This window comes from Streptomyces sp. SAJ15 (assembly GCF_007595705.1).
In the GTDB taxonomy this organism is placed as follows: domain Bacteria; phylum Actinomycetota; class Actinomycetes; order Streptomycetales; family Streptomycetaceae; genus Streptomyces.
Genome location: NZ_NISY01000012.1, coordinates 78926 through 103763, shown reverse-complemented (window position 1 = coordinate 103763; position 24838 = coordinate 78926). Strand labels below are relative to the sequence as shown.

25 protein-coding genes are annotated in these 24838 nt (G+C 67.2%); all 25 read left to right on the top strand.

The window, feature by feature from the left end:
* Positions 1-122 precede the first annotated feature (122 nt).
* The 25 genes from CD790_RS25680 (at position 123) to CD790_RS25555 (ending at position 24307) form a co-directional block, all read left to right on the top strand.
* Positions 123-758 (top strand): bifunctional DNA primase/polymerase, encoded by a 636-nt coding sequence (locus tag CD790_RS25680; protein ID WP_144385714.1) that lies wholly within the window; start codon positions 123-125, stop codon positions 756-758.
* A gap of 147 nt (positions 759-905) precedes the next feature.
* Positions 906-1259 (top strand): hypothetical protein, encoded by a 354-nt coding sequence (locus CD790_RS25675; RefSeq protein ID WP_260867881.1) that lies wholly within the window; start codon positions 906-908, stop codon positions 1257-1259.
* Between the two features lie 2 nt (positions 1260-1261).
* Positions 1262-1486: a hypothetical protein gene (locus CD790_RS25670; RefSeq protein ID WP_144385712.1), complete on the top strand. Its 225-nt coding sequence runs from the start codon at positions 1262-1264 to the stop codon at positions 1484-1486.
* Between the two features lie 123 nt (positions 1487-1609).
* Positions 1610-3925 carry a hypothetical protein gene (locus CD790_RS25665; RefSeq protein WP_186319229.1) on the top strand — a complete coding sequence of 772 codons (2316 nt, stop codon included), beginning with the start codon at positions 1610-1612 and terminating at the stop codon, positions 3923-3925.
* A complete protein-coding gene (locus CD790_RS25660) occupies positions 3922-5391 on the top strand; it encodes a phage portal protein (protein WP_144385710.1) in 1470 nt (489 codons plus the stop codon). Before CD790_RS25665 ends, CD790_RS25660 begins: the two co-directional genes overlap by 4 nt.
* Positions 5372-6193: a hypothetical protein gene (locus CD790_RS25655; protein ID WP_144385709.1), complete on the top strand. Its 822-nt coding sequence runs from the start codon at positions 5372-5374 to the stop codon at positions 6191-6193. The genes CD790_RS25660 and CD790_RS25655 overlap by 20 nt, the downstream gene beginning before the upstream one ends.
* A gap of 70 nt (positions 6194-6263) precedes the next feature.
* A complete protein-coding gene (locus CD790_RS25650) occupies positions 6264-6920 on the top strand; it encodes a hypothetical protein (protein WP_144385708.1) in 657 nt (218 codons plus the stop codon).
* A gap of 21 nt (positions 6921-6941) precedes the next feature.
* On the top strand, positions 6942-7898 hold the full coding sequence (locus tag CD790_RS25645; RefSeq protein ID WP_144385707.1) for a phage major capsid protein: 957 nt from the start codon (positions 6942-6944) through the stop codon (positions 7896-7898).
* Positions 7899-8017: 119 nt separating this feature from the next.
* Complete coding sequence (locus tag CD790_RS25640) at positions 8018-8938, top strand: glycosyltransferase family 4 protein (protein ID WP_313956535.1); 921 nt, start codon at positions 8018-8020, stop codon at positions 8936-8938.
* 8 nt (positions 8939-8946) lie between these two features.
* Entirely contained in the window at positions 8947-9363 is a 417-nt protein-coding gene (locus CD790_RS25635; protein ID WP_144385705.1) for a hypothetical protein, read from the top strand.
* A 442-nt stretch (positions 9364-9805) separates the two neighbouring features.
* Entirely contained in the window at positions 9806-10063 is a 258-nt protein-coding gene (locus tag CD790_RS25625) for an HK97 gp10 family phage protein (protein WP_260867880.1), read from the top strand.
* A 17-nt stretch (positions 10064-10080) separates the two neighbouring features.
* On the top strand, positions 10081-10461 hold the full coding sequence (locus CD790_RS25620) for a hypothetical protein (RefSeq protein WP_260867879.1): 381 nt from the start codon (positions 10081-10083) through the stop codon (positions 10459-10461).
* Between the two features lie 80 nt (positions 10462-10541).
* Complete coding sequence (locus tag CD790_RS25615; protein WP_144385702.1) at positions 10542-11126, top strand: phage tail protein; 585 nt, start codon at positions 10542-10544, stop codon at positions 11124-11126.
* 92 nt (positions 11127-11218) lie between these two features.
* Positions 11219-11569, top strand: coding sequence for a hypothetical protein (locus CD790_RS25610; protein WP_144385701.1), 351 nt, complete (start codon positions 11219-11221; stop codon positions 11567-11569).
* A 74-nt stretch (positions 11570-11643) separates the two neighbouring features.
* The gene (locus CD790_RS25605) at positions 11644-11973 is read left to right on the top strand and encodes a hypothetical protein (RefSeq protein WP_260867878.1); all 330 of its coding nucleotides are present in this window, start codon (positions 11644-11646) and stop codon (positions 11971-11973) included.
* Between the two features lie 21 nt (positions 11974-11994).
* A complete protein-coding gene (locus CD790_RS25600) occupies positions 11995-17265 on the top strand; it encodes a hypothetical protein (RefSeq protein WP_144385700.1) in 5271 nt (1756 codons plus the stop codon).
* Positions 17265-19502, top strand: a complete 2238-nt coding sequence (locus CD790_RS25595) for a hypothetical protein (protein WP_144385699.1) — start codon at positions 17265-17267, stop codon at positions 19500-19502. Before CD790_RS25600 ends, CD790_RS25595 begins: the two co-directional genes overlap by 1 nt.
* A 3-nt stretch (positions 19503-19505) precedes the next feature.
* The gene (locus tag CD790_RS25590; protein WP_144385698.1) at positions 19506-20597 is read left to right on the top strand and encodes a DUF5047 domain-containing protein; all 1092 of its coding nucleotides are present in this window, start codon (positions 19506-19508) and stop codon (positions 20595-20597) included.
* Positions 20594-21274 (top strand): hypothetical protein, encoded by a 681-nt coding sequence (locus CD790_RS25585; protein WP_144385697.1) that lies wholly within the window; start codon positions 20594-20596, stop codon positions 21272-21274. Before CD790_RS25590 ends, CD790_RS25585 begins: the two co-directional genes overlap by 4 nt.
* Positions 21275-21282: 8 nt before the next feature.
* Positions 21283-21492, top strand: a complete 210-nt coding sequence (locus CD790_RS25580) for a hypothetical protein (protein ID WP_144385696.1) — start codon at positions 21283-21285, stop codon at positions 21490-21492.
* Positions 21492-22124 carry a hypothetical protein gene (locus tag CD790_RS25575; RefSeq protein ID WP_144385695.1) on the top strand — a complete coding sequence of 211 codons (633 nt, stop codon included), beginning with the start codon at positions 21492-21494 and terminating at the stop codon, positions 22122-22124. The genes CD790_RS25580 and CD790_RS25575 overlap by 1 nt, the downstream gene beginning before the upstream one ends.
* 59 nt (positions 22125-22183) lie before the next feature.
* Positions 22184-23131, top strand: a complete 948-nt coding sequence (locus CD790_RS25570; protein WP_144385694.1) for an N-acetylmuramoyl-L-alanine amidase — start codon at positions 22184-22186, stop codon at positions 23129-23131.
* Between the two features lie 8 nt (positions 23132-23139).
* Complete coding sequence (locus CD790_RS25565; protein WP_144385693.1) at positions 23140-23505, top strand: hypothetical protein; 366 nt, start codon at positions 23140-23142, stop codon at positions 23503-23505.
* Positions 23505-23951: a hypothetical protein gene (locus CD790_RS25560; protein ID WP_144385692.1), complete on the top strand. Its 447-nt coding sequence runs from the start codon at positions 23505-23507 to the stop codon at positions 23949-23951. Before CD790_RS25565 ends, CD790_RS25560 begins: the two co-directional genes overlap by 1 nt.
* Positions 23948-24307, top strand: coding sequence for a hypothetical protein (locus CD790_RS25555; RefSeq protein ID WP_144385691.1), 360 nt, complete (start codon positions 23948-23950; stop codon positions 24305-24307). Before CD790_RS25560 ends, CD790_RS25555 begins: the two co-directional genes overlap by 4 nt.
* The last annotated feature ends 531 nt before the right edge of the window (positions 24308-24838 follow it).

Below are 24838 nucleotides of genomic sequence, written 5' to 3'. Positions count from 1 at the left end.
CTCGTGACCTGCGGCGATGTCGACGGGGTGACGGGCGGTCTCCGAGCGCTCGTTGTCTCAGTTGGGTAACTGTGCAGTTCAGAGCGCTGTAGCCGTGACATCCCCTCGGCTAGACTCAGGGCATGACCTCCACCGCCGCCTGCCGCACCCGGTGCGAGCAGTGCTCGGGGCCACTGCCGCTGCTGGCTCGGGCCGACGCGCGATTCTGCGGTGCGACTTGCCGGAAGCGCGCGAGCCGCGCTCGGCTGGCGGCTGAGCGGCGGCGTGTTGAGGCTGAGCAGGTTGCGCGCATCCCGGCGGAGTTGCGGTCGCGCGCTCGATGGGTGCGGTACTCGTCGCGGAAGGTTCCGCTGCGGGTCGACGGCCGTTTCGCTGCGGTCAACAACCCGGCGACCTGGTCGGACTTCGCTGCTGCGGCCGCGGCCACGTGCGGCCAGGGGTTCGGCTACGTGCTGGCTGCGGGCGACGATGTGACGGTGATTGACCTGGATGATGCGGTGGAGAACGGCCGCGTGTTGCCGTGGGCGCAGCGCATCGTGGGTGCCTTGCCGGCGACGTACACGGAGCGGGGCAGGTCTGGGCGCGGGCTGCACTTGTGGTTCCGGGGCCGAGTGCCTCATGGGCGCCGTGTTCGCCGCGGCGAGGTGAAGGTCGAGGTGTACTGCGACCGGCGGTACATCATCGTCGGCGATCGGGTGCCTGGTACCCCGCTCGAGCTCTCGGATCTTCCTGAGGGTGCCCTGGAGGCCCTGGTCTAGAGGCGGTTGGGGGTGGTGGCCGTGGCTGGCCGAGGCCCTCAGCCGAAGGACCCGTCACGTCGAGCTCGGGCGAATAGGGATCCGATTCCTCAGACTGTTCTGCGTTTCGAGCATGCGGAGCCTCCGGAGTTGCCGACGTTGTCGGTGATGAAGGATGGCGAACTCGTCGAGTACGAGTGGCCGGCGCGGACGTTGGACTGGTGGGAGATGTGGAAGGCATCTCCGCAGGCGGAGCACTTCTCCTCCACGGACTGGGACTTTCTGCTGGACACGGCTGTGGTTCACGCCCGGCTCTGGTCGGGGGAGATGTCTGCTGCAGCCGAGTTGCGGCTGAGGGTGGCGAAGTTCGGGGCGACGCCGGAGGACCGGGCGCGCTTGCGGATGCAGTTCGCGCAGGCGGACGAAGCGGATTCGAAGCGGCCGGAGGCTGGCCGGTCGGCCCGGGAGCGCCGCGGTGTCCTGCGTGCCTTGCCTCCGCCTGATGAAGTGGAGGGAGGCTGAGCATGCCGTGGAAGCCTCCGGAACCCGGCGCTGTGCCGACGTTGGGGTTCGATGTGATCGACTGGATCACCGAGTATCTGGCGGCGCCGGATCGGGGGTACTACGAGCCGTTCCTGCTGTACCCAGAGCAGGAGGACTTCGTCCTTCGCTTCTACGAGATCAACCCTCGAACCGGTAAGCGCCGGTTCCGACGGGGGGTGATCTCCCGGCCTCGCGGCTGGGGTTGAGGCAAGTCCCCTTTCCTGGCCGCCCTGGCGATCGTCGAGGCGCTCGGCCCGGTGGTGCCGGACGGGTGGACAGCCGACGGGCAGCCTGTCGGCAAGCCCTGGTCCGAGGTGCGGACGCCGCTCGTGCAGATCGCGGCGGTCAGCGAGACGCAGACAAAGAACACGTGGGTTCCTCTGCTGGAGATGCTCCAGGGGCCCGTTTTGGATGCCCACCCCGGCTTGGAGCCGATGGACACGTTCGTGAGTTTGCCGCGGGGCCGAATCGAGCCGATCACGTCTTCGGCTCGAACAGTGAAGGGCAACAAGCCGGTCTTTGCTGTGCTCGATCAGGCGCTCGCCCTGGATACACCTATCCCGGCGCCGGCAGGTTGGTTGACGATGGGCTCCTTGCAGGCGGGTGATCTGATCTTCGGATCAGGCGGCCTGCCGGTGAAGGTGACGGACGCCAAGCCGGTGTCCACGGAGCACGACTGCTTCGAGGTGACTTTCGCGGACGGCACCTCCATGGTCTCGTCCGCGGGGCATCTGTGGTGGACGAAGGTACGTGGTTCGGCTGCACAGGCGAAGGTGCGCACGACCGGAGAGATGTTCGCTGACGGGCGAGCGTTTCGGATCCCTGTGGCTAAGCCGTTCGACTGCCCTGAGGCGGACCTTTCGGTGCCTCCGTATCTGCTGGGTCTCTGGCTGGGCGACGGTACGCGTGGCAAGTGTGAGATATCCGTGCACGGCAGCGACCTTGAAGCAACGCAAGCCAACCTAGCCGCATGTGGTGTCGAGTCGTGGCCGCGGCGGTATGAGCCGTCTCTGAACGCCTACTCCGCAGGTGGGGACCAGATCAATCTTTCCTTCACGCGGGCCAAGGGCTTCGCTATGAAGGGCAGGCCAGCGGTTGCCCAGGCCCTGTCCAGGTTGCCTTGCTATCGGGACAAGCACGTGCCGGCCGAGTACCTGATGGGTTCGATCGCTCAGCGAACAGCCCTGATGCAGGGGCTGATGGACAGTGATGGCTGCTGTACGACTTCGGGAACTTGCACGTTCATCAATACAAATCGTTGCCTAGCTGAGGCGCTGGTTCAACTGCTGCGGTCGTTGGGGCAAGTCACGTCCGGCGCCAAGTGGGTGGCGGACGAAAGGTACACGGGTGGTGGCAAGTTCCGTGTGGACTTCACTCCGCGGGGAGGCTTCCAGCCGTTCCTGCTTCCGCGCAAGGCGCGTCGAGTACGGCAGCACAATCGGTCTCCTGAATGGATCACGATCACGTCGATCCGGCCTGTGCCCCGAGTGCCTGTCCGCTGCATTGCGGTGGATTCGGAGGACCACCTGTTCGCGGCTGGCGTGGGTGGACACCTGACCCACAACACAGAGGAGTGGGTGCGGTCCAACCGCGGGAACCGTTTGGCGGAGACGATGCGGATCAACGCGGCGAAGGTGGGCGGCACGACGATCGAGTCGCCGAACGCCTTCATCCCGGGCGAGGGTTCGGTGGCCGAGGAGTCGGCTGCGTTCTGGGCGAAGATTCGCGAGGGGCGGGCGCGGGATGACGGTCTGTACTACGACCATCGTGAGGCGCCTCCGGAAACCGACATGACCGACCGACACTCTTTGCTTGCGGGGCTCGCCTACACCTACGGCGACTCGGCGGACCGGAATGGCGGGCACGTTGACTTGGACGTCATCGTGGCGACGATCTGGGATCCGAGTACGGATCCGCAGACGGCCCGGGCTGACTTTCTGAATCAGATCACGCACGCCTCGGACTCGTGGATCTCGCAGCCTGAGTGGGCCGGAGTGGCTGCCCCGGAGAAGGTCATCGGCCGGGGCGAGGAGATCGTGCTGGGTTTCGACGGGTCACGCAGGCGCAGCCGCGGTGTGACAGATGCGACGGCGCTGGTCGGCTGCCGTGTCTCGGACGGGCATTTGTTTCTGTTGGGCTGCTGGGAGCAGCCCGACGGGCCGTTCGGTGCCGATTGGCAGGTGCCGACAGTGGAGGTGCTGGCCACAGTCGAGGATGTGTTCCGCGAGTACCGGGTGGTCGGCATGTATGCGGACCCGGCGAAGTGGGAGTCCCACGTGGCGACGTGGGAGGCCAAGCATGGACGGCGCTTGAAGGTCAAGGCGAGTGTGCAGCATCCGATCGAGTGGTGGATGACGGGCGGACGGTCGACGTTCATCGTGCGGGCGCTGGAGAAGTTCCGGTCCTCGGTGGTGGACGGCGAGCTGACGCATGACGGGTCGAGCGTATTGACGCGGCACATCTTGAATGCCCGGCGCCGGGAGTCGCGTAGCGGAATCCAGATCATGAAGGAGCACCCGGACAGCCCGAAGAAGATCGATGCCGCTGTCGCTGCTGTCCTGGCGTGGCAGTGCCGCGTGGACGCCATGGCGAAGGGCCTGGGTAAGAAGAAGGCCGGCAAGGGACGGGTGGTGGTGTTGCGATGACCGTCTCGATTCCGGAGCTGCCGCTGGTGACGCTGTCGGATGAGGAGCTTGCTCTGATTGGCGTTCTGCGGGCGGAGATGTTGCGGGACCGCTGGCAGCTGCTGCTGCGGGACGCCTACTTCAACGGGGAGCAGCTGATCCGGGATCTGGGCATCAGTATCCCGCCGCAGCTCAAGGGCTTGCATACGGTGATTGGTTGGCCTCGGATTGGGGTGGAGGCGCTGGAGCAGCGTCTGGATCTGGAGGCGTTCCGGTGGGCTGATGGCGGGGACGCGGGGGATCTGGCGGAGATCGCCGAGGCGAATGACCTGTTCGATGAGTCGTCGCTGGCGCATCTCGATGCGCTGACGTATGGCCGCGGGTATCTGGTGGCTGGCTCCGGGGACTGCGGGTCACCTGATTGTCCGCCGCTGATTAGCGTGGAGTCGCCGCTGGACATGACGCTGCTGTGGGATGCCCGAGTGCGTATGGCAGTGGCGGCGTTGCGGGAGTGCCAGCAGGACGGGCTGGTGGAATCCGGTGTCGAGGACCGGATGATCGTGCTGTATCTGCCGGGCCAGACGGTCCAAGCGATGCCGTCGCCGTCTGGGGGCTGGGAGGTCATCGACCGGGATATCCACAATCTCGGGGTTGTGCCGGTAGTGCGGATGGCGAACAGACAGCGCACCGCGGACAGAGTCGGTAAGTCGGAGATCACCCCCGAGGTCATGTCGATCACCGACGCGGCATGCCGCCGGCTGATGGGCATCGAGGTGGCTGCCGAGTTCTTCGGCGCCCCTCAGCGCTACATCCTGGGGGCTTCCGAGTCGGCGTTCCAGGATGCCGAAGGGAATGCGAAGTCGGCCTGGGAGACGTACATCGGCCGTGTGCTGGCGTTGGAGCGGGACGAGGACGGTCAGATACCGTCCGTCGGCCAGTTCGCCGCCCATGATCCGACGGGCATGACCCGCATCATCGACCTGTACGCGCGGATCATGGCAACCCAGCTCGGCCTTCCGCCGCACATGCTCGGCTACACCTCGGACAACCCGGCTTCGGCGGACGCGATCCGGTCGGCCGAGGCGATGCTGGTGAAGAAGGCCGAGCGCCGCACGCGCCGCTTCGGGGCTGCTTGGCGGCAGGCGATGCGGCTGGCGTTGTGGGTGCGGGACGGGGAGCCGCCGGATAAGTCGCGTCGGATCGAGTGCGTGTGGCGGAACCCTGCGACGCCGACGATCGCCGCCCAGACTGATGCCGCGGTGAAGATGGTCCAGGCGGGGATCCTTCGGGCGGACTCGGATGTGGTCTTGGAGATGGCGGGGCTGACCGAGGGGCAGCGGCAGCGGGTCGCTGCCGAGCGGCGACGAGCTGCCGGCGCGTCGATCCTGGACCGGCTGGCGCAGATGGGGTCCGAGCCGCCCCAGCCCGAGCCGGTCGTGTCCGACGTCGAGATGGTGGAGCCGGCCGGTGGCGACGACGGTTTCTGACGGTGACGGCTCCGTCGGCCGCTATCGATCTGCCCAAGGTCGCGTGATCCGCGCGCTGCTTCGGGACATGCGGCGGCTCCGTCGGCTGATCGTGCCCTCGCGACTGCAGGCCACACTGCCGGACTGGATCGCGGCGGTGCAGGACCTGACAGGCCAGTACGGGGGCGCCTCGGCAGCACTCGGCGCGGACTTCTACGAGGCGCAGCGCGCGGCTGCTGGCGTGGGGGGCGTGTTCAGCGCTCCCGTCCCCGGCGCTCCTCCCGACGAGCAGATCGAGGCATCGCTGCGGTGGGCCACGAAGGACGTGTGGCCCAGGGACCCGGAAGACCCCACGACCACGGTGGCGCAGCTCCAGCCGCTGAAGGTACGGCTGGAGCAGGCGGAGAAGAAAGCTGAGGCGGTCGTGACGCGCCTGGTTCTGGGACAGGGCCGGCAGACGGTGCGCGAGGCTGTGCAGCGCGACCGCGAGGCCGTGGCCTACGCCCGTGCTGCCGCGCTGGGTGCTTGCAGTTTCTGCAAGCTCATGGCGGCCCGCGGGGCTACCTATAAGAGCCTCGACTCGGTGGGCCGTGAGGCGAACGAGAGGTTCGTCGGTGAAGACAGCGTGATCAAGTTCCATAATTCCTGCCGGTGCCAACCCATTCCTGTCTTTCGGGGGCAGCGGTTCCAGTTGTCGCCGCAGGCGAGCGAGTGGGATCGGATCTATCGGCAGTACGCCGCCCCATTCCCAGGGGAGCAGCTGGCCCGGTTCCGGCGGGCGCTGGCGGAGCACGACCAGTACCCGCTGCCCGGTACCTCCTAAGCCCCTGATCTCCCTGGCCGCCCTGGAGGCAGCCTTCGTCATTCCCGAGCCCCTGGAGGGCCACGTCGTCATGCCCGAAGAGACCGAGACCATCGAGAACGAGCAGACTTCTGAGAGCGAGGCGACCGTCGACGAGACGGCGACTGAGGACGGCGGCACCGAAGAGCAGCCGGAGGTCGCCCAGGAGGCGGCCGCCGAGCCTGAGGAGAAGCCGTTCGACCGCAAGCGCTTCGAGGCCGAGCTGCGCAAGAAGAACAGCGAGGCGGCGAACCTTCGCAAGCGCCTGAAGGAAGCTGAGCCGCTGCTGGCGGAGCTGAAGCGCCGCCAGGACGCCGAGAGGTCGGAGTCCGACCGGCTCACCGACCAGCTGGCCGCCGCGCAGGAGCAGATTACTCAGACGCGTCAGCGACTGGTGCGCAGCCACGTGCAGGCCCTTGCTGGCTCTGCTTCCGACGCCCGCGCGGCGTTCGCTGATCCGGCTGACGCGGTCGGTGCTCTGGATCTCGACTCGTACATCGACCCCGACGGCGACATCGACGAGGCGGCCATCGAGGCCGACCTCCAGGCGCTCTTGGAGCGCAAGCCGCACTGGGCGAAGGCCCAGCCCCAGGAGGGCCCGCGGCGCCCCGCACCGGACCGCACACAGGCGTCCGGCGCTAAGCAGACCAGGACCCTCGCACCGGCGGATGAGTTCGCCGGGTGGCTAAAGGCGCAGCTCAAGCAGTAGCGGCGCAGAGAGTAGGACACCATGGTGGCTACGGCCCCGATCACCCTGTCCAGCGTCAATGCGGCGCTGCTGCCCCGAGTCATCACGGCTCCGATTTTCGAGAAGTCGGTGGAGCAGTCTGCTGTGATGGCTCTGGCGCGGCGTGCTCCGCTGGCGATCGACGCGACTACGAGCGTGCCGATCCCGATGGATGTGCCGACCGCTGACTGGGTCGGCCAGGCGGCGAAGAAGCCGCTGTCGACCTCCAGCGTCGGCGTGAAGCAGATGACCGCGAAGAAGCTCGCGGTGCTCATCCCGGTAGCTGAAGAGGTCGCGATGACCAACGCCGGGGGCCTGTACGAGCAGTTGCAACGGGACCTGCCGACGGCGTTCGCGCGGGCCTTCGACCACGCGGCGATCCACGGCAAGACGATGAAGGGCGCTGCGGGGCCCTTCGACGACTATCTCGCTGAGACCACCAACTCGGTGGAGCTTGGCACCGCTACGCAGGCGAACGGTGGCATCTGGGCCGATCTCGTGACGGGCATGGAGATGGTCATCGACGAGGACTGGGACTACACCGGTACCGTCGCCGACCACCGGCTGAAGCCGAAGCTGCTTCTGGCGACCGACACCACGGGGCGTCCCATCCTGGTCGACACAACCACGCCGGGTACGAACATGGCGTCGGCAGGCACGCTGATCGGTGAGCCGCTGGCCTACTCGCGCAGCGTGTCGGGCAAGCAGCGGCGCCAGTCGGCGTCGGTGGATTCCGGTCTGCGGGCGATCGGCGGCGACTGGTCGCAGGCGGCTTTTGGTGTGGGCATGGATATCACCGTGCGCATCAGCAAGGAGGCCACGTATGTGGATGAGGACGGCGGGGTCCACTCGGCGTTCCAGGAGAACCTGGTGCTCATCCTGGCGGAAGCCTTCTACGGCTACGTGCAGGGCGACGCCCAGGCTTTCGTGAAGTTCACTGGCGAACCCTCGGGGTCCTGATGGCGGGCGCTGTTCCGGCTTCCGCGCCGGGCGGGACGGCCAAGCCGCTCCGTATCGTGGCCAGGTTCCACGCGTTTCCACCGGAGCACAATGCGGGCGCCGAGCACATGCTCGTCAGCATGCTTCGGCCTCTGGTGGAACGTGGGCATGACGTGTCGGTGTGGCTGTCCCGTTATGGCAAGGCCCACGAGGAGTACGAGTACCGGGGCATCCGGGTGGTGCCGCTGGAGAGCCGGCTCGACTTCCCGACGGCAGTGCGGCGGGCGGATGTGCTGCTGGCGCATCTGGAGACGGTGCCGTCGACGGCGTCCCTGGCTCGCGGCTACGGCAAGTCGCTGGTGGTGGTCTGCCACAACACGCACAGGCCAACTTTCCGGGACATGGCGGCGGGCGGCACCAGTCTGGCGGTGTACAACAGCCGGTGGATGGAGGCGGAGGCGGAGGTCTTCTTCGCCGAGTACCCGAAGTCCACCCGCCCCGCGCAGACGCTGATCGTGCGGCCGCCGGTGTTCGCTGAGGAGTATGCGACGAAGCCCGGCAAGGCCATCACGCTGATCAACTGCAACGCGGAGAAGGGCGGGAAGGTCCTCGAGGCCCTCGCGCGCCGCATGCCCAAGACCCAGTTCCTCGCGGTGCGCGGCGCCTATGGCCAGCAGATCCTTCCCGACCTACCCAATGTCGAGATCGTCGACCACGTAGACGGCCAGGACATGCGGGAGCGGGTGTATGCCCGCACCCGGGTGCTCCTGATGCCGTCCTCCTACGAGTCCTGGGGCCGCGTGGGCTGCGAGGCGCTGGCTAGCGGCATCCCCGTCGTCGCTCACCCGACGCCGGGCCTGTGTGAGTCGCTCAGCGAGGCCGGGATCTTCGTGGACCGCAATGACGTGGACGGCTACGAGGCTGTGCTGCGCAAGCTGGGGACCGCGGCCGAGTACCGGCTCGCGGCCAAGCGGGCGCGGGCCCGATCGACCGAGCTCGACCCGTCCGCTGACCTGGCGGCGTGGTGCACCGCCGTGGAGGCCCTGACTCGACCTCGATAGGAGGAGCCATGGCATTCGAGTCCCCGACTGCCGAGGACTTGGCCCTCTATCTGGAGCTCGGGGAGATCAACGGAGCTCGGGCGGACCTGCTGATCCAGCAGGCGATCAACCTGTGCCTGACGATGGTCAAGCCCTTGCCCGAGCCGGCGACAGCGGTCGTGCTGTCGGTAGCCGGCCGGGCGTATGTCAACCCACAGCAGGTCTCCTACGAGACGATAGGCCCCATGTCGGTGCAGCGCCCGCAGGGATCCGGCGGGCTGTACCTGACGAAGGCGGACAAGGCGGCCCTGAAGGCCCTCGCCGGGCGGGGCGGGGCTTTCACCGTGGACCCGACACCGGCGAGCGCCGACCCGTCACCGACATGGCCGCTCGACACCCTGCTCGGGCCTGGTGAGGAGTGGGAGCCAGGCTGGGGGTGGCCGTGATGCCGGCCCCATACCCGTATGGGGAGACGGTGGTGCGGCTTCGACGAGGACCTTCTCCGGGAAGGGACGCCCGCGGGCAGCCGATCCCCGGCCCTCTCGTCGAAACACCGGTCAGCGGCTGCGTGGTCACACCGCGAGCAGAGACGCCTGCGGTCGGCGGCGAGCTGCAGCAGGCCAGGGACACCGTCATCGTTGGATACACCGTCTACGCGCCGTCTGCGACGGACTGGCGCACCACGGACCAGGTCCGCATCCGCGGCCAGGTCTGCGACATCACGGGGGAGCCCGGCGACTGGAGCCGGTCCCCTTTCACCGGTACCCGTGGTCCCGTTCAGTTCGCCGCAGATCGCGTCACAGGTTAGGGGGCGGGATGGCCGCGCGAGTGAAAACCTCCCACAAGGGCGTTGGGCAATTGCTGCGCTCTCCCATGGTGGAGGCGGAGATGCTTCGTCGCGCCAACGTGATCAAGGGCGTCGCGGAGTCGATCTCACCAGTGGGTACGGCCGCCTGGGATCCTCACCCGGGGCTGTACAAGGAGTCCTGGCACACGACCAGCCACAAGCGAGGCGGCCGACGCAGGGACCGGGCCGTGGCCGTGGTGTGGAATTCGGCGCCGTATGCACGCTGGGTCGAGTACGGCACGGACCGCGTGCGGGCGCACCACGTGCTGCTGCGGGCTGCTGTGGCGGGCGGTCGTTGATGGCTGCCGTCGGCAGCGTGGATGTGGAGGAGCTCCTGATCGGCTGGCTCCAGGCGCGCTTTCCGGATGCCGTCGTCCGTGACGAACTCGACACCAACCTCCTTGAGGAGCTTCCGACCATCCAGGTCGAGCAGGTCCCTGCGGGGAGTGACGACGGGTTCCGACTGACACGAGCCCTGGTGGACGTGGACGTGTACACGGAGACCCGCGCAGGGGCTATGGCGATTGCCCAGCAGATCCACGGTCTCCTGATGACGGAGCTGCGGGGATCCGCTACGCCCACCGCGGTCATCGGGCGCATTCAAGCCGAGACCCTCCCTGCCCGGCGGCCCTATGAGAACACCGGTCTGCGCCGTGTCGGCGCAACCTATTCGATCTACCTACATCCGGTCTCCTGACCGGCTTGGCCCGCGCCGCCACCTGTAATCGACCCCGTCCGCGTTGTTGACGGGGTCTTCGCATGTCTGGAGACCCATTCATGGTCAACATCACCCGTGCTGCGGATCTGACCGTCATCGGGGCGAACGGCGGAGGGTGGGTAGCCGCTACCGGCACAGCCGCGCCGGCCAGCCCGCTGGTTCAGCCGGTCAGCCCCTGGGAACCGCTCGGCGCTATCAGCGACGACGGTCTTGTGTTCGGCTTCGACGAAGACAGCCAGCAGTTCACTCCGTGGGGACTCACCAGCCCGTTCCGCACGACGATCACTCAGTCGGTGCGGACCTTCCAGCTCACCCTATGGGAGACGGCCCGGGTCGCGGTGCAGTCGCTGATGTTCCGGATCGACGCCGCCGAACTAGCCCCCGTGAGCGGGCTCACCTCCTTTGCCGAGACTGCATCCCCGATTCCGGATCGCAGGGCCTTTTGGTTTGCGGTGTTCGATGGGGACACCGCGCGCGGTTTCTATGTCCCGCAGGGCGAGATCTCCGACCGCTCGGATGTCACCTTCAAGCAGGACGAGATGTCCGGCTACGAAGTCACGATCACCGCCTATCCGGACGCCGCCGGCAACACGGTCTACCACGTCGACAGCGTGCCGGAGACACCCGCCTACACCGGTTCGTGACCGGCCCATGAGCTGGTGGGTGGGTTGCCCTGGCGCGGGCGCGGCCCACCCACCTCCCGTTCCGCCCGCGCTACGACAGAGAGGCCCGCGCTATGCCCACAACCAAGGAAGCCCTGGACGCCGCGAAGGCCCAGGAGGCCGAGGCGGAGGGCGACGAGTACGTCACCGTGCCGCTCGCCGGCTACGACGGTGTCAGCAAGGATGTCCGCGCCCTGCCGGCTACGCGTTGGCGGGCGTCCGCGCTGCGTGCCCTCCGAATGGGGGATGTCGATACGTTCATGATGTTGGTTCTGCACGGGGACGACTACGACGTCTACGTGGATCTCGACCCCGACCAGGAGGCCATCGGCCACTTTGCCGAGAGGGCGGCGGAGGCGGCTGGTGAGTCGCTGGGGAAATCCAGTGGACCGCGTCCGTCGTCGAGGGGCACGCGGAGGCGGTAGAGGTCGATCTGCTGGAGCGCGGCATCGACCTGCTGGATGTGTATAGGGGGCGTATGTCGTGGCGCCGCTTGCGTGTGATCATCCAGCATCTTCCTCCTGAGTCCGCCACCATGACCGCTCTGCGTAACGCCATGGACGGGGAAGAGTTGGCGGAGCAGGCGGAGGAGGGTGAGCCGGAGCGGGCGAGATGGTCGCAGGTCGAGCAGCTGCTGGCCCTTACTGCTGATCGCTTGGCGCGCATCGAGTATGTGCTGGTCTGCGCGAACACGGCGAAGAAGAGCAAGCGCCCTGATCCGCCGGTGCCGATTCGCCGGCCTGGCGCCGCGCCGCGGCGGAAGAAGGCGCAGCTGTCCGAGCGGGGCGCCGAGCGGCTGTTCCAGTTGATCAATGGTGGAGCTGCGTAGCGCAGACGGGAGGTGGCTCCCGTGGCGATCCAGATCGGCTCTGTCGAGGTCGACGTTGTCCCCAACACGCGCGGGATTCACCGGCATCTGCGGGCTGGTTTGGTGCCGGCGGCTACGCGTGCTGGCGAGGAGGCCGGCGATGCGGCTGGGCGGGCGTTCGGCCCAGCCATGCAGCGCCAGGTGGGGGACATCGGTCTGCGGATCGGGCAGCAGATTGGCCAGCAGATCGCGACCCGGGTTACCGCGTCGCTGCGCGACGCGGTCCGTGACGGTGTTACGACAGGCGGTCGGGCGGCGCGGCCGGCGGCGGTGCGGCAGGGGCAGGACACGGGCGGCGCGTTCGCCCGGTCGCTGCGGGCCAAGCTGCAAGAAGCCTTCCGCTCCATGCCGCGGCTGGATGTGCGGCTGGACGACACGGGTGTCGACGCGGATCTGGCGCGGCTGCGGGCCCGCATGGAGACCCTCAGCAACAAGCAGATCGGTATCGATGTCGACACTGCCGCAGCGCTAGCCGAGGTCAACGAGATCGAGGCTCGGCTGGCAGCGCTGGGGGCGGCGCACCCGGACGTGGATGTGCGTGCGGATACGGCGGCCGCCCGGGCAGCGCTGTTGTCGATCCGTGAGGAGGTTGAGCGGCTCAGCCGGGATCCGGCGCGGATCCGTGTGGAGACCGACGGGACCTTCGCTACTCGGCTGAGGGCTCAGGTGCAGGCGGCGCAGGCCGCTCTGCCCAATATCAATCTGGGTGCGGATTCGACCGCGGCGCAGCTGGAGATCGCTCGGTTGAGGTCGAGTCTGGGGCAGCTTGCAGACGTGCGGGTCGGGGTCGACCTGGACGCGGCGGCGGCCTTGGCGAGGATCGAGGCGATTCAGGCTCGGTTGCGTGCACTGCAGGCAGACGATGCGGATATCGATGTCCGCATCGACTCGGCTGCGGCCCTGGCGGAGCTGGCCGCGGTGCAGGCGATGGTGTCTGCCTTGGATGGCCGTGAGGCTGAGGTGCGGGTGCAGACCCGCGGGGCGGCGTCCGCGATCCTGCAGCTGGCGATCGCTGTCGGCACTCTCGCGACACTGCCTGCTCTGCCGGTGCTGGCTGCGGGGCTGGGTGCCGTGACGGCTGCGGCTGTCACGGCGGCGGTTGGCGTGGGCGCGCTTGCCGCGGTGGCTGTGCCAGCGTTTTTGGCTATCGGGCGGGCGCTGCAGGCGAGGAAGGCGGCGGAGGACGCGGCGGCGACCGCATCGCTCAAGAGCGGTCAGGTCGCGTCTCAGAGTGCGGCCCGGGCGCTGCAGATGGCAGGTGTACAGCAGTCGTTGGCGTCGGCATACCGGAATGCGGCCCGACAGATCCAGCAGGCCGAGCAGGGTGTGGCGGACGCCAAGCGCAGCGCGGCGGAGGCGAACAGGCGGGCGGCTCAGCAGGTCAAGCAGGCCGAGGAGGGTGCTGCCGACGCTGCGCAGCAGGCCGCAGACCGGCAGCGGGATGCCGCCCAGCAGGTCAAGGACGCCCGGCAGGGTCTGGCATCCGCGATACAGCAGGCTGCGGACCAGCAGCGAGCTGCGGATGAGCGGGTCGTGGCGGCGGAGCAGTCCCTGGAGGACGCCCAGCGCTCGGCCAAGCAGGCTCAGTTGGATCTGACGCAGGCGCGCCGTGACGCGGCCATGGAGCTGGAGGATCTGGGGCATCGCCTCGCGTCTGCTCAGCTGTCTGAGCGGGACGCTGTGCTGTCGGTCCAGGAGGCGGAACTTCGGCTCCGCGCGACCCAGGCGGCCGGCTCGACGGCTACAGCTCTGGAGCGGGAGCGCGCGCAGTTGGCTTACGACCAGGCGGTGCAGCGCTTGGAGGAGCAGCGGCTGCAGACCAAGCGCCTGGAGAAGCAAAAGAAGAAGGCTGACAAGGCCGGGGTGGAGGGCTCGGACAGAGTCAAGGATGCTCAGGAGCGGTTGAAGGAGGCTGAGCGGCAGGTCCGTGAGCAGACCGCTGATCTGGCTAAGGCGCAGCGGGAGGCTGCTCGTCAGCAGCAGGTGAACGCGCTCGCGATTGCGGCAGCTCAGGAGCGGGTGGCGGATTCCCAGCGTGATGCCGCACGCGTGCAGAGGGACTCCGCGGAGGCCATCGCTGCTGCTCAGGAGAAGGTCGCCGAGGCGCAGCGGAATGCGACCCGGGTGCAGGAGGACGGGGCGCGGTCGGTTGGGCGGGCGCAGGAGTCGCTCGCGCACGCGCATGTCTCAGCGGCGGATTCGATCGCTTCGGCCCAGCGCCAGGTTGAGTCGGCGGCGTTGGACACGGCCGGGGGCGTGGATCAGGCTGCTGCCGCGCAGGCGAAATACCGGGACGAGCTGGCGAAGATGACGCCGTCGGCCCGGGACACTTTCGACTCCTTCGTGTCGCTGAAGGGGGCTTTCTCTGACTGGTCGAAGTCGCTCCAACCGGCCGTGATGCCGATCTTTACTCGCGCACTGAACGGGATCAAGAACAGCTTGCCGGGCCTGACGCCGATCGTTCTCGGTGCGGCGGACGGGGTGAAGAAGCTGCAGGACCGGGTGTCGGCTGGGTTTAAGAAGCCGTGGTGGAAGGAGTTCAAGAAGGATTTGGCGGGCTCTGTCGGGCCCGCAATTGTCGGCGTGGGCGTGGCCTTCGGTAACGTGTTCAAGGGCATGGCGGGGATCATTCAGGCGTTCTTGCCGCACATGGACTCGATCAATGGGCGCATGGAGCGCATCACCGGCCGCTTCGCTAACTGGGGAACGAGCCTTAAGGGGTCTCCGGAGTTTGAGCGGTTCCTGGCCTACTCTGCGGAGATGGGACCGCTCGTCGCCGAGACGTTGGGGAGTATTGGCTCGGCGTTCATGGAGGTCGGACGTGCTCTGCGGCCGCTCTCTGGGCCGGTCCTTGAGGTTATCGGCATCCTTGCAGAGGGGATCGCTTCGATTGCCCGTGATGCGCCATGGCTTATCCAGGGCCTGTACCTGTTGTGGATCGGGACGAGGCTGTGGACGCTGGCGGTGGCCGCGCTGAATCTCGTGCTGAGTGCCAACCCGATTGTGCTGATCGCGGTGGCGATTCTGGCTTTGGTCGCTGCTGTGGTGTACGCGTATCAGAACTTTGAGTGGTTCCGGGACATTGTGGATGCGGTCTGGGACGGGATCAAGTCTGCGACGCTGACAGTCTGGAACAGTGCTCTGAAGCCGACCTTCGCCGCGATTCGTGATGGGCTGCAGTGGGTTGGCGACAAGGCCGTGTGGCTGTGGAAGCATGCCATCGGGCCGGCGTTCGACGGCATCGCTCTGGCAGCGGGCATCCTGATCGGCGTGATTTTGACGGTGCTGATCGCTCCGTTGTACCTGGCGTTCCAGGGCGTGGCTGCTGTCGCCACCTGGCTGTGGAAGGAGGCCATCAAGCCGGCGTTCGAGGGCATCGCCTCCTTGGCCGGATGGCTGTGGACACAGGGAATTAGCCCCGCGTTCGACGGTGTCGCGAAGGTGACGCGCTGGCTGTACAACAACGTGGTCAAGCCGGTGTTCGCCGCTATCGAGGGCGCGTTCCGTGGTGTGGCGCGGGTGGGGAGCTGGCTGTGGACGAAGGCTCTCGCGCCGGCTTGGCGTGGCATTGCTACGGTGACCCGCTGGCTTTATGAGAAGGCGATCGCGCCGGTGTTCAGCTCGATAGGAACCGTTATCGGGTTTGTGTGGCGCACGGCAATCAAGCCGGTTTTCAACGCCATCAAGGAGGCCGTGGGCAAGGTTGCTGACGCGTTTGACGAGGCTGCGAAGGCTATCAAGACGGCTTGGGACAAGATCAAGCAGTACACCAAGGCGCCGATCAACTGGGTCCTCAAGCACGTCTGGAACGAGGGTGTCGTCAAGGTCTGGCAGAAGATTACTGGGTGGATTCCCGGTGTGCCGAGCCTCGGTAAAGTCGAATACCTCGCACAGGGTGGTACGGTTCCCGCGCAGCCGGGTGTCTTCAATCGCCCGACAGCTATCGTGGGGGAGGGAAACCCTCGCTACCCTGAGTACGTCATTCCGACCGACCCGAAGTATCGGAGTCGGGCCGTGTCGCTTCACAAGGCTGCTGGTACACAGCTACTCGCTAAGGGCGGCGTCCTCGGCGATGTTTGGGACGGCATCGGCGACGCCGGGGCAAAGCTCGGAGGGTTCTTCTCTAACCCGATGAAGAAGGTCACGGGCCTGCTCGACCCGCTGCTCAAGAAGGGGCAGCACCTCAAGAAGACCAGCTTCGGCAAGGTGGCACTCGGTCTGCCCCGGATGGCCATCACCAGCCTGAAGGATCTCGTCAGCTCCGTCATCGACAAGGTCTTCGGATCGGGCACTGAGCGCGTTGTCGATGCCCTCAAGTGGGCCCGAACCCAGACCGGTAAGCCCTACCAGTGGGGCGGGGCCGGCAATCCCAGCTGGGACTGCTCGGGATTCATGGCGGCCATCCAGAAGAAGATTCTGGGCCAGAACCCTAAGGGACGTCTGTGGTCGACGCACGCGTTCCAGGGGAACACAGCCCCGAAAGGCTGGAAGCGTAACCTCGTCGCACCATTCATGATTGGCATCACGAACCGAGGCGTCGGCCACACGGCCGGCACCCTGGCCGGCGTCAACGTGGAATCCCGCGGCGGCGATGGCGTGCTCGTCGGGTCACGCGCTCGAGGAGCTCGCGACCCGCTGTTCGATGCGGTCTACGGTTTCGAGCCGAGCATCAGCCCGATTGGTGGCTCGTCGGGGCCGCAGGCTGCGCAGGCGGCTGCGCGGCAGATGATGGGCGAATTCGGGTTCTCCCAGAAGCAGTGGCCGCCGCTGAAGAAGCTGTGGGATCACGAGTCGGGTTGGCGCTGGAACGCGCTCAACAAGTTCTCCGGTGCATATGGCATTCCGCAGGCTCTCCCTGCCAGCAAGATGCGGTCTGCGGGCCCGGACTGGCGAACGAATGCGGGCACCCAGATCAAGTGGGGCCTGGGCTACATCAGGGACCGCTACGGGAGTCCGGCCGCGGCGTGGGAGTTCTGGAACAAGCAGTTCCCGCACTGGTACGACCAGGGCGGCTACCTCCAGCCCGGCCTCAACTTGGCCTACAACGGGACGGGGCGGCCGGAACCGGTGTTCACTTCGCAGCAGGCCAACGCGCTGATGCGGCTCGCCGCCGATCCGGGTGCCAGCCTCGGTGACCTGCATGTGCAGGTGTACGTCGGCGACCGGGAGATCACGGACATCGCCCGCGCTGAGGTGCGCCGCTCCAACGGGGAGCTGGTCACGGCGCTCCGAGCTAACCGGCGGGGGGGCTGATGGCGATCCCTGGCAATTTCTTGTCCACAACGACGGAGGCAGTCGACCCGAACACTTCGGGCTGGAAGCCGAAGTTGAACTGCACGATCTCTCTCGGCAGCGGCGGACGTAACGGCGACGGCGTACTCGCTGTGAAATCCGCTGCGGCAGGGGAGATGCAGGCTGTCACGGTCTCCAGCTATCAGGTGACGCCGTGGACCGAGTACCACGCTTTCTGTGATGCGTCCGGGGCGACGGTCCCGGAGCGGATCGGTATCCGCTGGCTGAACTCCAGCAGCGCCGAGATCTCCATCACGTGGTCGATGACGACCGCGAGTGCGTCAGCTAGCTGGCACCGAATCGCGGTGGGCGGGGAGGCGCCGGCGAATGCTGCCCGGGCGCAGGTCGTCGTCTCATCCACCCCGGCTGCCAGCAACGTGTTCAGCTTCTACGAGAACTTCTACTTCGGGTTTCCGAAAACCACGGTCGGCAATCTCTTCGCCTTCAATACAGAGACGGGGGAGATCAGCGCCGCGGGTTGGCTCAACGAGGTCAACTGCACGCTCGGGCGTTCCGTGCCGGTCGTGACTTGGCCAGTTGACTTCTACCTGGCTGGTGGCCACCTCGTCGCGATGACCGTGACCGCCAACGGGAATGCGAGCATGCGGTCAACCGATCGGCCGGCTGCCACTCCGGGCACTGAGTACGTAGCTAGCTGCTATCTGAACCCGCCCACATCTGGCTCTACGGCGTGGGTTGAGCTGCGGTTCTACGACGCTGGCGGCAGCCAGATCGCGGCCACGCGCAGCACGCTCGCCGCGCCGGGGACGGCCTACTACCGTCAGTTCGCTTCCGCGGTAGCGCCCACGAACACGGCGAGCTGCTCCATCGCGGCCGGCCTCGACGGAGCCACGGCGGGACAGATCCTGAAGGTCGACGGGGCGGTCGTGACGGTCGCGCCTGCGCTGCGGACGGGCAGCGTCCTGCCCTACGCTGACGCGAGCTTCGAGCAGGGTGTGGCTGGCTGGAGTGTGATCTCCGGTGTGGCGACGATCGCCCGCTCGTCGCCCTGGGGCGCCGTTTTCTACGATGCCGCCTACGCGGCTGTGCTGTCGTCCGCGACGGCCAGCACCTCTGTGATCCGCTCAGCGAAGTTTGCGCTGCCAGCAGGCTCGGGCGGACTGAACTTCCGTGCTGAGGTGCTGTCCAATCTAGGCGCCGGCGGCTTCAACTGGACACACGCGGTGCGCTGGTACGACGCTGCCAACACCGACTTGGGGACGACCGCCGCCACGGCGATCCCGATTCCCAGCCCCGGGTGGTGGGTGCTGGCGAACGACTTCACGGCTCCCGCCTCTGCGACCCAGGCGGCACTGGAGTACACGGTCACCGCAACCTCGACGTCGTCGACCTGGCGGTTCGACCGCGTGGCGCTGTGGCAGGTCGAGCCAGCCGTAGAGGTCGAGGGGCACGACGACACGGCGAGCGTCACTCTGACGCTTCGGGAGCTCGCGGTCGGCGAGCTGCTGACTGTGTACCGGGTGACGCCGGACGGCACTCGCACTCTCGTCCGCGGCCCGAGTGGGCTGATCTTCCAGGAACCGATCACCGCAGACACTGTGATCATTGAGGATTACGAGGCCCCCCTCGGTGTCGCGGTCTTCTACTACGTCGAGACCTTGGAGGTCGGCGCGTCCACGCCTGGCTACCAGACCTCGGGTGCGGTGACACTCGACCCGGGCGACCGGAACGAGGCGTGGCTGAAGGATCCTGGGCAGCCGCAGCGGAACCTCAAGGTGATGGTGCAGCGGGGGCCGGACTGGCAGCGGTCCGTGGAGCAGACAGAGCACCGGATCCGGGGCCGGCGTAACTCGGTCGTCCTGTCGGACGTTCGGGGCGGGCTCGAGGGTGACCTCGTCATCTGGACTCGAAGTGACGACGAGCGGACCGGGCTGCACTGGCTGCTGGACTCCGGCAACGTACTCCTCTTTCAGGCCGTACCCGGCATGGGTGTTGCCGACGTGTACGTCGCAGTCGGGCAGATCACAGAGGCACGCGTCAGTAGCTTCGGGCCCGAGACGCTGCGGTCTTGGACGCTGCCTCTGCGGCAAGTCGACATGCCGGTATCCACGGGGGTCGCAGGCTCTGCTGGCAGGACTTGGCAGGACGCCCTCACTGGCCATGCCTCATGGCAGGCCGTCCTGGACGCCTACGAGACCTGGGAGGACGTGGTCTTCGATGAGCGGATCGGGGGCTGACCTGTGTACACCGTCTCTGATCGCTTCCTGGACGCGCTGTGTGAATCCCACCAGGTCGCCACTGAAGTCGTTCTCTTCCGGACGGACGGGCGGGTGGAGAGACTGGACCACACGGGCGGCAGCGTGACGGTGGACCGCGGGCAGGCGACCCGCCGCACCTGCTCAGTCACGCTGGCTGACACCAGCCTGATCCCCCTGACCGCCATCGACAAGCTCAGCGTCTACGGGGCTCAGCTGCGGATCAGCCGCGGCATCCGGTATGCAGACGGCAGCACCGAGATGGTCCCCGTCGGCTTGTTCAGGATCGACGAAGTCTCCGGCGACCGGGACGAGGGGCCGGTGACGGTCAGTGGCAAGTCCCTGGAGGCCATGGTTGCCGACGACAAGTTCACCGCGGTCACCAAGGTGAGCGGGATGGCCGTCGCGGCGATCACCAGCCTGATCCAGGGCACCCTCCCGTCCGCCACGGTCGTCAACCGAGGCACGGACGTCGCGATCGGCCCCCGCGTTTACGACATCGAGGGCGACCGGTGGGCCGCGGTAGTGGAGATCGCGGCCGCCATGGGCGCCGAGGTCTACACGGATGCCGACGGCGTGTTCATCATCTCCGAGCTGCCGGACCTGCTGTCCGTAGCGCCGGCGTGGTCGATCACAGCGGGGGAGGGCGGCGCCTATATCTCCGCCAACCGCGGCATGTCTTTGGATGGCGTGTACAACGCTGTGCTGGCGCGTGGCGAGAACACCGAGACCGACGCCCCACCCGTCGCGGCATTGGTGATCGACGACGACCCGACCAGCCCCACCTACTGGTCTGGGCCGTTCGGGCATCGGGCGATGTTCTACAGCTCAGCGACGCTGACCACGGTCAACGCCTGCACTTCCGCAGCCACACTCAAGCTTCGGGCCGCGAGGGCGCCGAACGCGTCCGCGGACATCACCAGCCTTCCCAACCCAGCCTTGGAGCCTGGCGACGTCATCCGCGTCGTCTACCCGGACCGGACCGGCGAGCTGCACCAAGTGCAGAGCTTCACCGTGCCGCTGGAACCCGGCGGCACCTTCACCTTGGCGACGATCTCTGCCCGGGAGGACGCGTGAGCAGCAGGATCACGCCTGCGGACCTGGCGGACGCTATCCGTTTCCAGGCCGTGGCCGCCGGAGCATCCACGCCGACGGTGCGTGGGGCGGACTGGCAGACCGCGACCGTGACCGCGGTCGGCGCCGGCACGGTCGACTGCGGCACCGTCACCGCCCGCCGCATGGACTCCTACCAGAACCCGGCCATCGGCGACCGGATCGTCCTCACCCAGTCCGGCAACGGCAACTGGGCTGCTCTCGGCCGCCTTTCGGGGTCAGCCGAGGCGGCGTTCTCGACGTTCACGCCGACATGGACGGTGACCTCGGGGACGAATCCGACACTGGGGAATGGCACGCTCAGCGGCCGCTACTGGCGCCACGGTTCGAATGTCGTCGGGACGATCAACCTCACGATCGGGTCTACGACGTCCTTGGGGTCAGGCAACTACTTCTGGCAGCTGCCGACCAGCGTGGCCGGCCTGATCGCGGTGTGTCCGGCACAGATCCTTACCTCCAGCCAGCGATGGGCAGGCCAGGGGATCGTCTCCAGCACAGACACCAATCGGATCGGCGTCTATATGCCGTCGGCCGCCGGTAACGGCGAGCTCATCCGCGTCTCCGCCACGAAGGCCAGCCCTAACGGGGCCTTCGCGTCCGGCGACCAGGTGCGCGTGACTTTCCAGTACGAGGCTGCCTAGGAGGCGCCATGGACTACCCGTACACCACCATCTCCTGCCGCACCGGCGACGGCGAGGGACAGGCCACTGTCACAGTGCAGACCTCGGAAAGCGGTGTCGACATTGACGAGGGCGCCCTCGTCGGCCTGATCCGCACCTACCTGGCGGGCATGCCTGGGGTCACGACGACCTCGGCGACGCGCTACTCGGTCATGCCGGAATCGATCTCGGAGGCCTGATGCCCACCACTGACTCCTATGGCCAGGGCATCCAGATCGCCGCGCTTACGGATGCCCCGAACGCGGCGACACTCGCGTTCAACATCGTCGACGCGCTCACTGGCAGGGCGAACATGCGGTTTGCCTCGGCCTCTGCCCGCAACGCGGCCTTGCCGAGCCCGGCGCCGGGCATGGTCGCCGTTCTCACAACCGAGAAGTTGATCACCTGGTACGACGGCAGCGGCTGGGTGACGATGGGCTTCGGCGCGGCCGCCTGGACCACCATCTCTCTCGCTGCCGGCTACGGCCACAACGGAAACAGCAACGGCAACCTCCAGTACCGCGTGGTCAACTTGTTCGGTGAGCAGACTGTGATGCTCAAGGGGGGCATCAACGTGACCTACCCCGGTACGCCGGGGCTGATCGCTAACGGGGGAGTGGTCACCGGCACCGCGCTGCCGGCAGCGGCGCGCCCCGGCGCTCTCCGCTCGCTGACCGGGGCCTGCTCGACTACGAACTCGGACGTCCTCAGCGTCAAGATCGACTGCCGGAGCGATGGGCACATCGAGATCGTCGGCACCACATCCGCCTCCGCCAACCCCAAGATCCAGCCCCCGTGGGTCAGCTTCAACGGGCTCTTCTACAGCCTCTGAGCCCCATCAATCAGCCCCGGCAGAGGGGCTTTTCTTATGCCCTGAATAGGGGGAATCACATGGCCTGGTACCCGGGCGCCACCAAGATGGAACTGCAGCCGGAATCGGACGCGCAGGAAGCTATCCAGCCGACGCAGTTCATCATGCACAGCATCGCCGCCCCGTGGACCCCGCGCCGCACCTATGAGTACTGGCGCGACAGCACGAATCTCGAGTCGCACTTCGCCATCGGCTACGACGGCTCCATCGCGCAGTTCATCGGCACCCAGACCCGGGCCGACGCCAACTACCTGGCAAACCGGCGCCCAGACGGCACCGGCGCGGTATCGGTCGAGACCGCGGCCAACACCCAGAACTCCGATGCGTGGACGGCCGAGCAGATCGAGGAGCTGATCAAGCTCGGCGTTTGGCTGCACGAGAGGCACGGCCTTCCTCTCCGGATCTGCCGCACCGCGTCCGACCCCGGCTACGGGTACCACCGCCTGCATCCCGACTGGTCAATGGGCGGAACAGCCTGCCCCGGCGCGGCCCGAATCGTGCAGTTCCACGAGGTGGTCTTCCCCGGGATCGTCGCCCGCGCTAACGGCGAGCCCAACCCCGACAACGGCAGCGAGGAGAACGACGTGCCCAACACTCTCGGCCGCTACGACGCCACCGACCGGCCTCTCGCCCCCGGCGCCTGGAAGACCCTCGACGTCGAAGGCATCGACCTGCTCACCGGGGCCCGCGCCTACACCGCAGCCGTGCTCCTCACCTTGCGGGCACCGGCCGGAGGCACAGTGCAGGGGCGGTTCTATCACCTGCGCAGGGACGGCACCCGATGGACGTCCGGGGTCGTGGAACGGCTCACCACAGCCGGCGACTCCTTCCCTGATTTCGCCCATGCCGGCTCGATCCGGCCTGAGGAGAAGCTCCGCTTCGAAGTCGCCTACTGGCCTGCTGACAAGGCCGATACGACACCGCTCACCATCACCACCAGCCGCGCCCGCGGTCTCTACTGGAAGTGACACCCCCGATGAAGATCTTCAACAGGGAGCCAGCCGTGTGGCTCGGCCTCGTCGCAGTCGTCGTGCAGTTCGTCTCCGCGTTCTGGATCGAGGTCAGCGCCGACACGCAGACAGCGATCAACGCGGTTGCCGCGGCCGCGATGGGCCTGATCATCGCGTTCATGGTCCACGACGGAGTGGTCGCCGCCCTCACGGGCTTCGCCCAGGCAGCCCTCGCCCTCGGCATGAACCTCGGCCTGGACTGGTCGACGGAGAAGCAGGCCGCGTGGATGGCCTTCATTACCGTGGTCGCCCAGGCGTTCGTGAGGACCCAGGTCACCGCGCCCGTCCCGGCAGTCGCCCTACGGCGACCGCCCGGACCCACGGCGGTCTGATGCCGTGCCGCGCTGCCCGACGGCTGAAGCAGCACCTGGGCCGCCGCGGCGCTTTCCTCCTCATCCTCGGCACCGGAAAGACCTGCTGGGGAGTCGGATTCATCGCCGTCCCCGCCACGAACCCTCAAGGTCTGCAGCTGCTGACCGACGTCATGCCCCTGAACTGCTGGGCTTGGCTGTGGATCCTGTGCGGCCTCATCACCGTCGCCAGCGCCTTCCTCCAGATCGGCCGCGACTGGATCGGCTTCGTATCGGCGCTCATTCCCCCCACCGTGTGGGCAACTGCCTACGCGGCTGCCGTCGTCACCGGCGACTTCCCCCGCGGCGGATTCGTCGCAGCTTGGTATCTCACCTCACACGTCGGGGTGATCTTGTGGGCGGCGACGGTGCCCGAGTACTCGGTCCCCCCAGTGCCGCGGCGCGCCCGGAGAGGCAAGGGCGCATGACTATCTGGGCAGGGATCGTCGCCGTATTCGGCACCGTGGGAATGGTCGTCGGGGGGCTGTTCACGGCCCGGGCAACGACAAGGGCAGCGGCGGCGACCGCGAGGGCGAATGAAGCCGCGGCACGGGCGGCAGCCGAGCCGGCCGCGCAGCAGGCCAGCCTCGCCGTACTCCAAGCCACGGTGGAGAGAGTCGACACGGAGAACGGCCAGCTCCGGCAACGGCAGTCACGGCTGGAATCTCTGCTGAGAGCCTTCTCGTCAACGGTGGACGAGTTGTACCGGTGGGCGCGCAGCCAGCCCGGCGTGCCGCCGGAACCGCATCCTCTCGTCGACGAGTACAACCGAACGGGAGTGTGATGATGCCTGATCCAACCGAGGAGCAGCCGGCACCCCGGCCTGTGATGCGCCCAGTGGATCCCACCGCGGCCGACACGGGCACGCTTGTCGCGATGGGTCTCATTGAGGCGCCGCCCGTGCCGTCGCCGGATCCGCCCCCGCCGCTCGTGTATGAACTGTGAGCCAGGCCCCTCCCTATCGGGAGGGGCCTTTTGGCGTGCCAGTGGGTGAACGAAAAACTGACTGCCACTTGACGGATCAACCTGTAGGCTCAAAGCACAGCATCGGGGGGCCCGGTGCGCAGGCGACGGATACTTCGATTCTGGTTCGAGTAGTCCAGGTTCGAGTCCTGGTGGTCGGGTGATCCCGACTGTGGTGTAACGGCAGCACGCTATGTTCCGTCTCCGACTTTGATCTCGGGCACCCCCATGCTGGACCTCCCCTCCATGTGAGGGGCGACCACGCCTTCCGTGTGATCCCGCTTCTTGAGTGTGGCCGCGACGCTCGCTGGCCCTGGGAAGCCTGAGCCGTCCCGCTGCCGCCCCGTCTCTT

Coding starts and splice junctions, on each gene's coding strand:
- CD790_RS25680 (WP_144385714.1), top strand. CDS start 123: ATGACCTCCACCGCCGCCTGCCGCACCCGGTGCGAGCAGTGCTCGGGG.
- CD790_RS25675 (WP_260867881.1), top strand. CDS start 906: ATGAAGGATGGCGAACTCGTCGAGTACGAGTGGCCGGCGCGGACGTTG.
- CD790_RS25670 (WP_144385712.1), top strand. CDS start 1,262: ATGCCGTGGAAGCCTCCGGAACCCGGCGCTGTGCCGACGTTGGGGTTC.
- CD790_RS25660 (WP_144385710.1), top strand. CDS start 3,922: ATGACCGTCTCGATTCCGGAGCTGCCGCTGGTGACGCTGTCGGATGAG.
- CD790_RS25650 (WP_144385708.1), top strand. CDS start 6,264: ATGCCCGAAGAGACCGAGACCATCGAGAACGAGCAGACTTCTGAGAGC.
- CD790_RS25645 (WP_144385707.1), top strand. CDS start 6,942: ATGGTGGCTACGGCCCCGATCACCCTGTCCAGCGTCAATGCGGCGCTG.
- CD790_RS25640 (WP_313956535.1), top strand. CDS start 8,018: ATGCTTCGGCCTCTGGTGGAACGTGGGCATGACGTGTCGGTGTGGCTG.
- CD790_RS25635 (WP_144385705.1), top strand. CDS start 8,947: ATGGCATTCGAGTCCCCGACTGCCGAGGACTTGGCCCTCTATCTGGAG.
- CD790_RS25625 (WP_260867880.1), top strand. CDS start 9,806: ATGCTTCGTCGCGCCAACGTGATCAAGGGCGTCGCGGAGTCGATCTCA.
- CD790_RS25615 (WP_144385702.1), top strand. CDS start 10,542: ATGGTCAACATCACCCGTGCTGCGGATCTGACCGTCATCGGGGCGAAC.
- CD790_RS25610 (WP_144385701.1), top strand. CDS start 11,219: ATGCCCACAACCAAGGAAGCCCTGGACGCCGCGAAGGCCCAGGAGGCC.
- CD790_RS25595 (WP_144385699.1), top strand. CDS start 17,265: ATGGCGATCCCTGGCAATTTCTTGTCCACAACGACGGAGGCAGTCGAC.
- CD790_RS25580 (WP_144385696.1), top strand. CDS start 21,283: ATGGACTACCCGTACACCACCATCTCCTGCCGCACCGGCGACGGCGAG.
- CD790_RS25575 (WP_144385695.1), top strand. CDS start 21,492: ATGCCCACCACTGACTCCTATGGCCAGGGCATCCAGATCGCCGCGCTT.
- CD790_RS25570 (WP_144385694.1), top strand. CDS start 22,184: ATGGCCTGGTACCCGGGCGCCACCAAGATGGAACTGCAGCCGGAATCG.
- CD790_RS25565 (WP_144385693.1), top strand. CDS start 23,140: ATGAAGATCTTCAACAGGGAGCCAGCCGTGTGGCTCGGCCTCGTCGCA.
- CD790_RS25560 (WP_144385692.1), top strand. CDS start 23,505: ATGCCGTGCCGCGCTGCCCGACGGCTGAAGCAGCACCTGGGCCGCCGC.
- CD790_RS25555 (WP_144385691.1), top strand. CDS start 23,948: ATGACTATCTGGGCAGGGATCGTCGCCGTATTCGGCACCGTGGGAATG.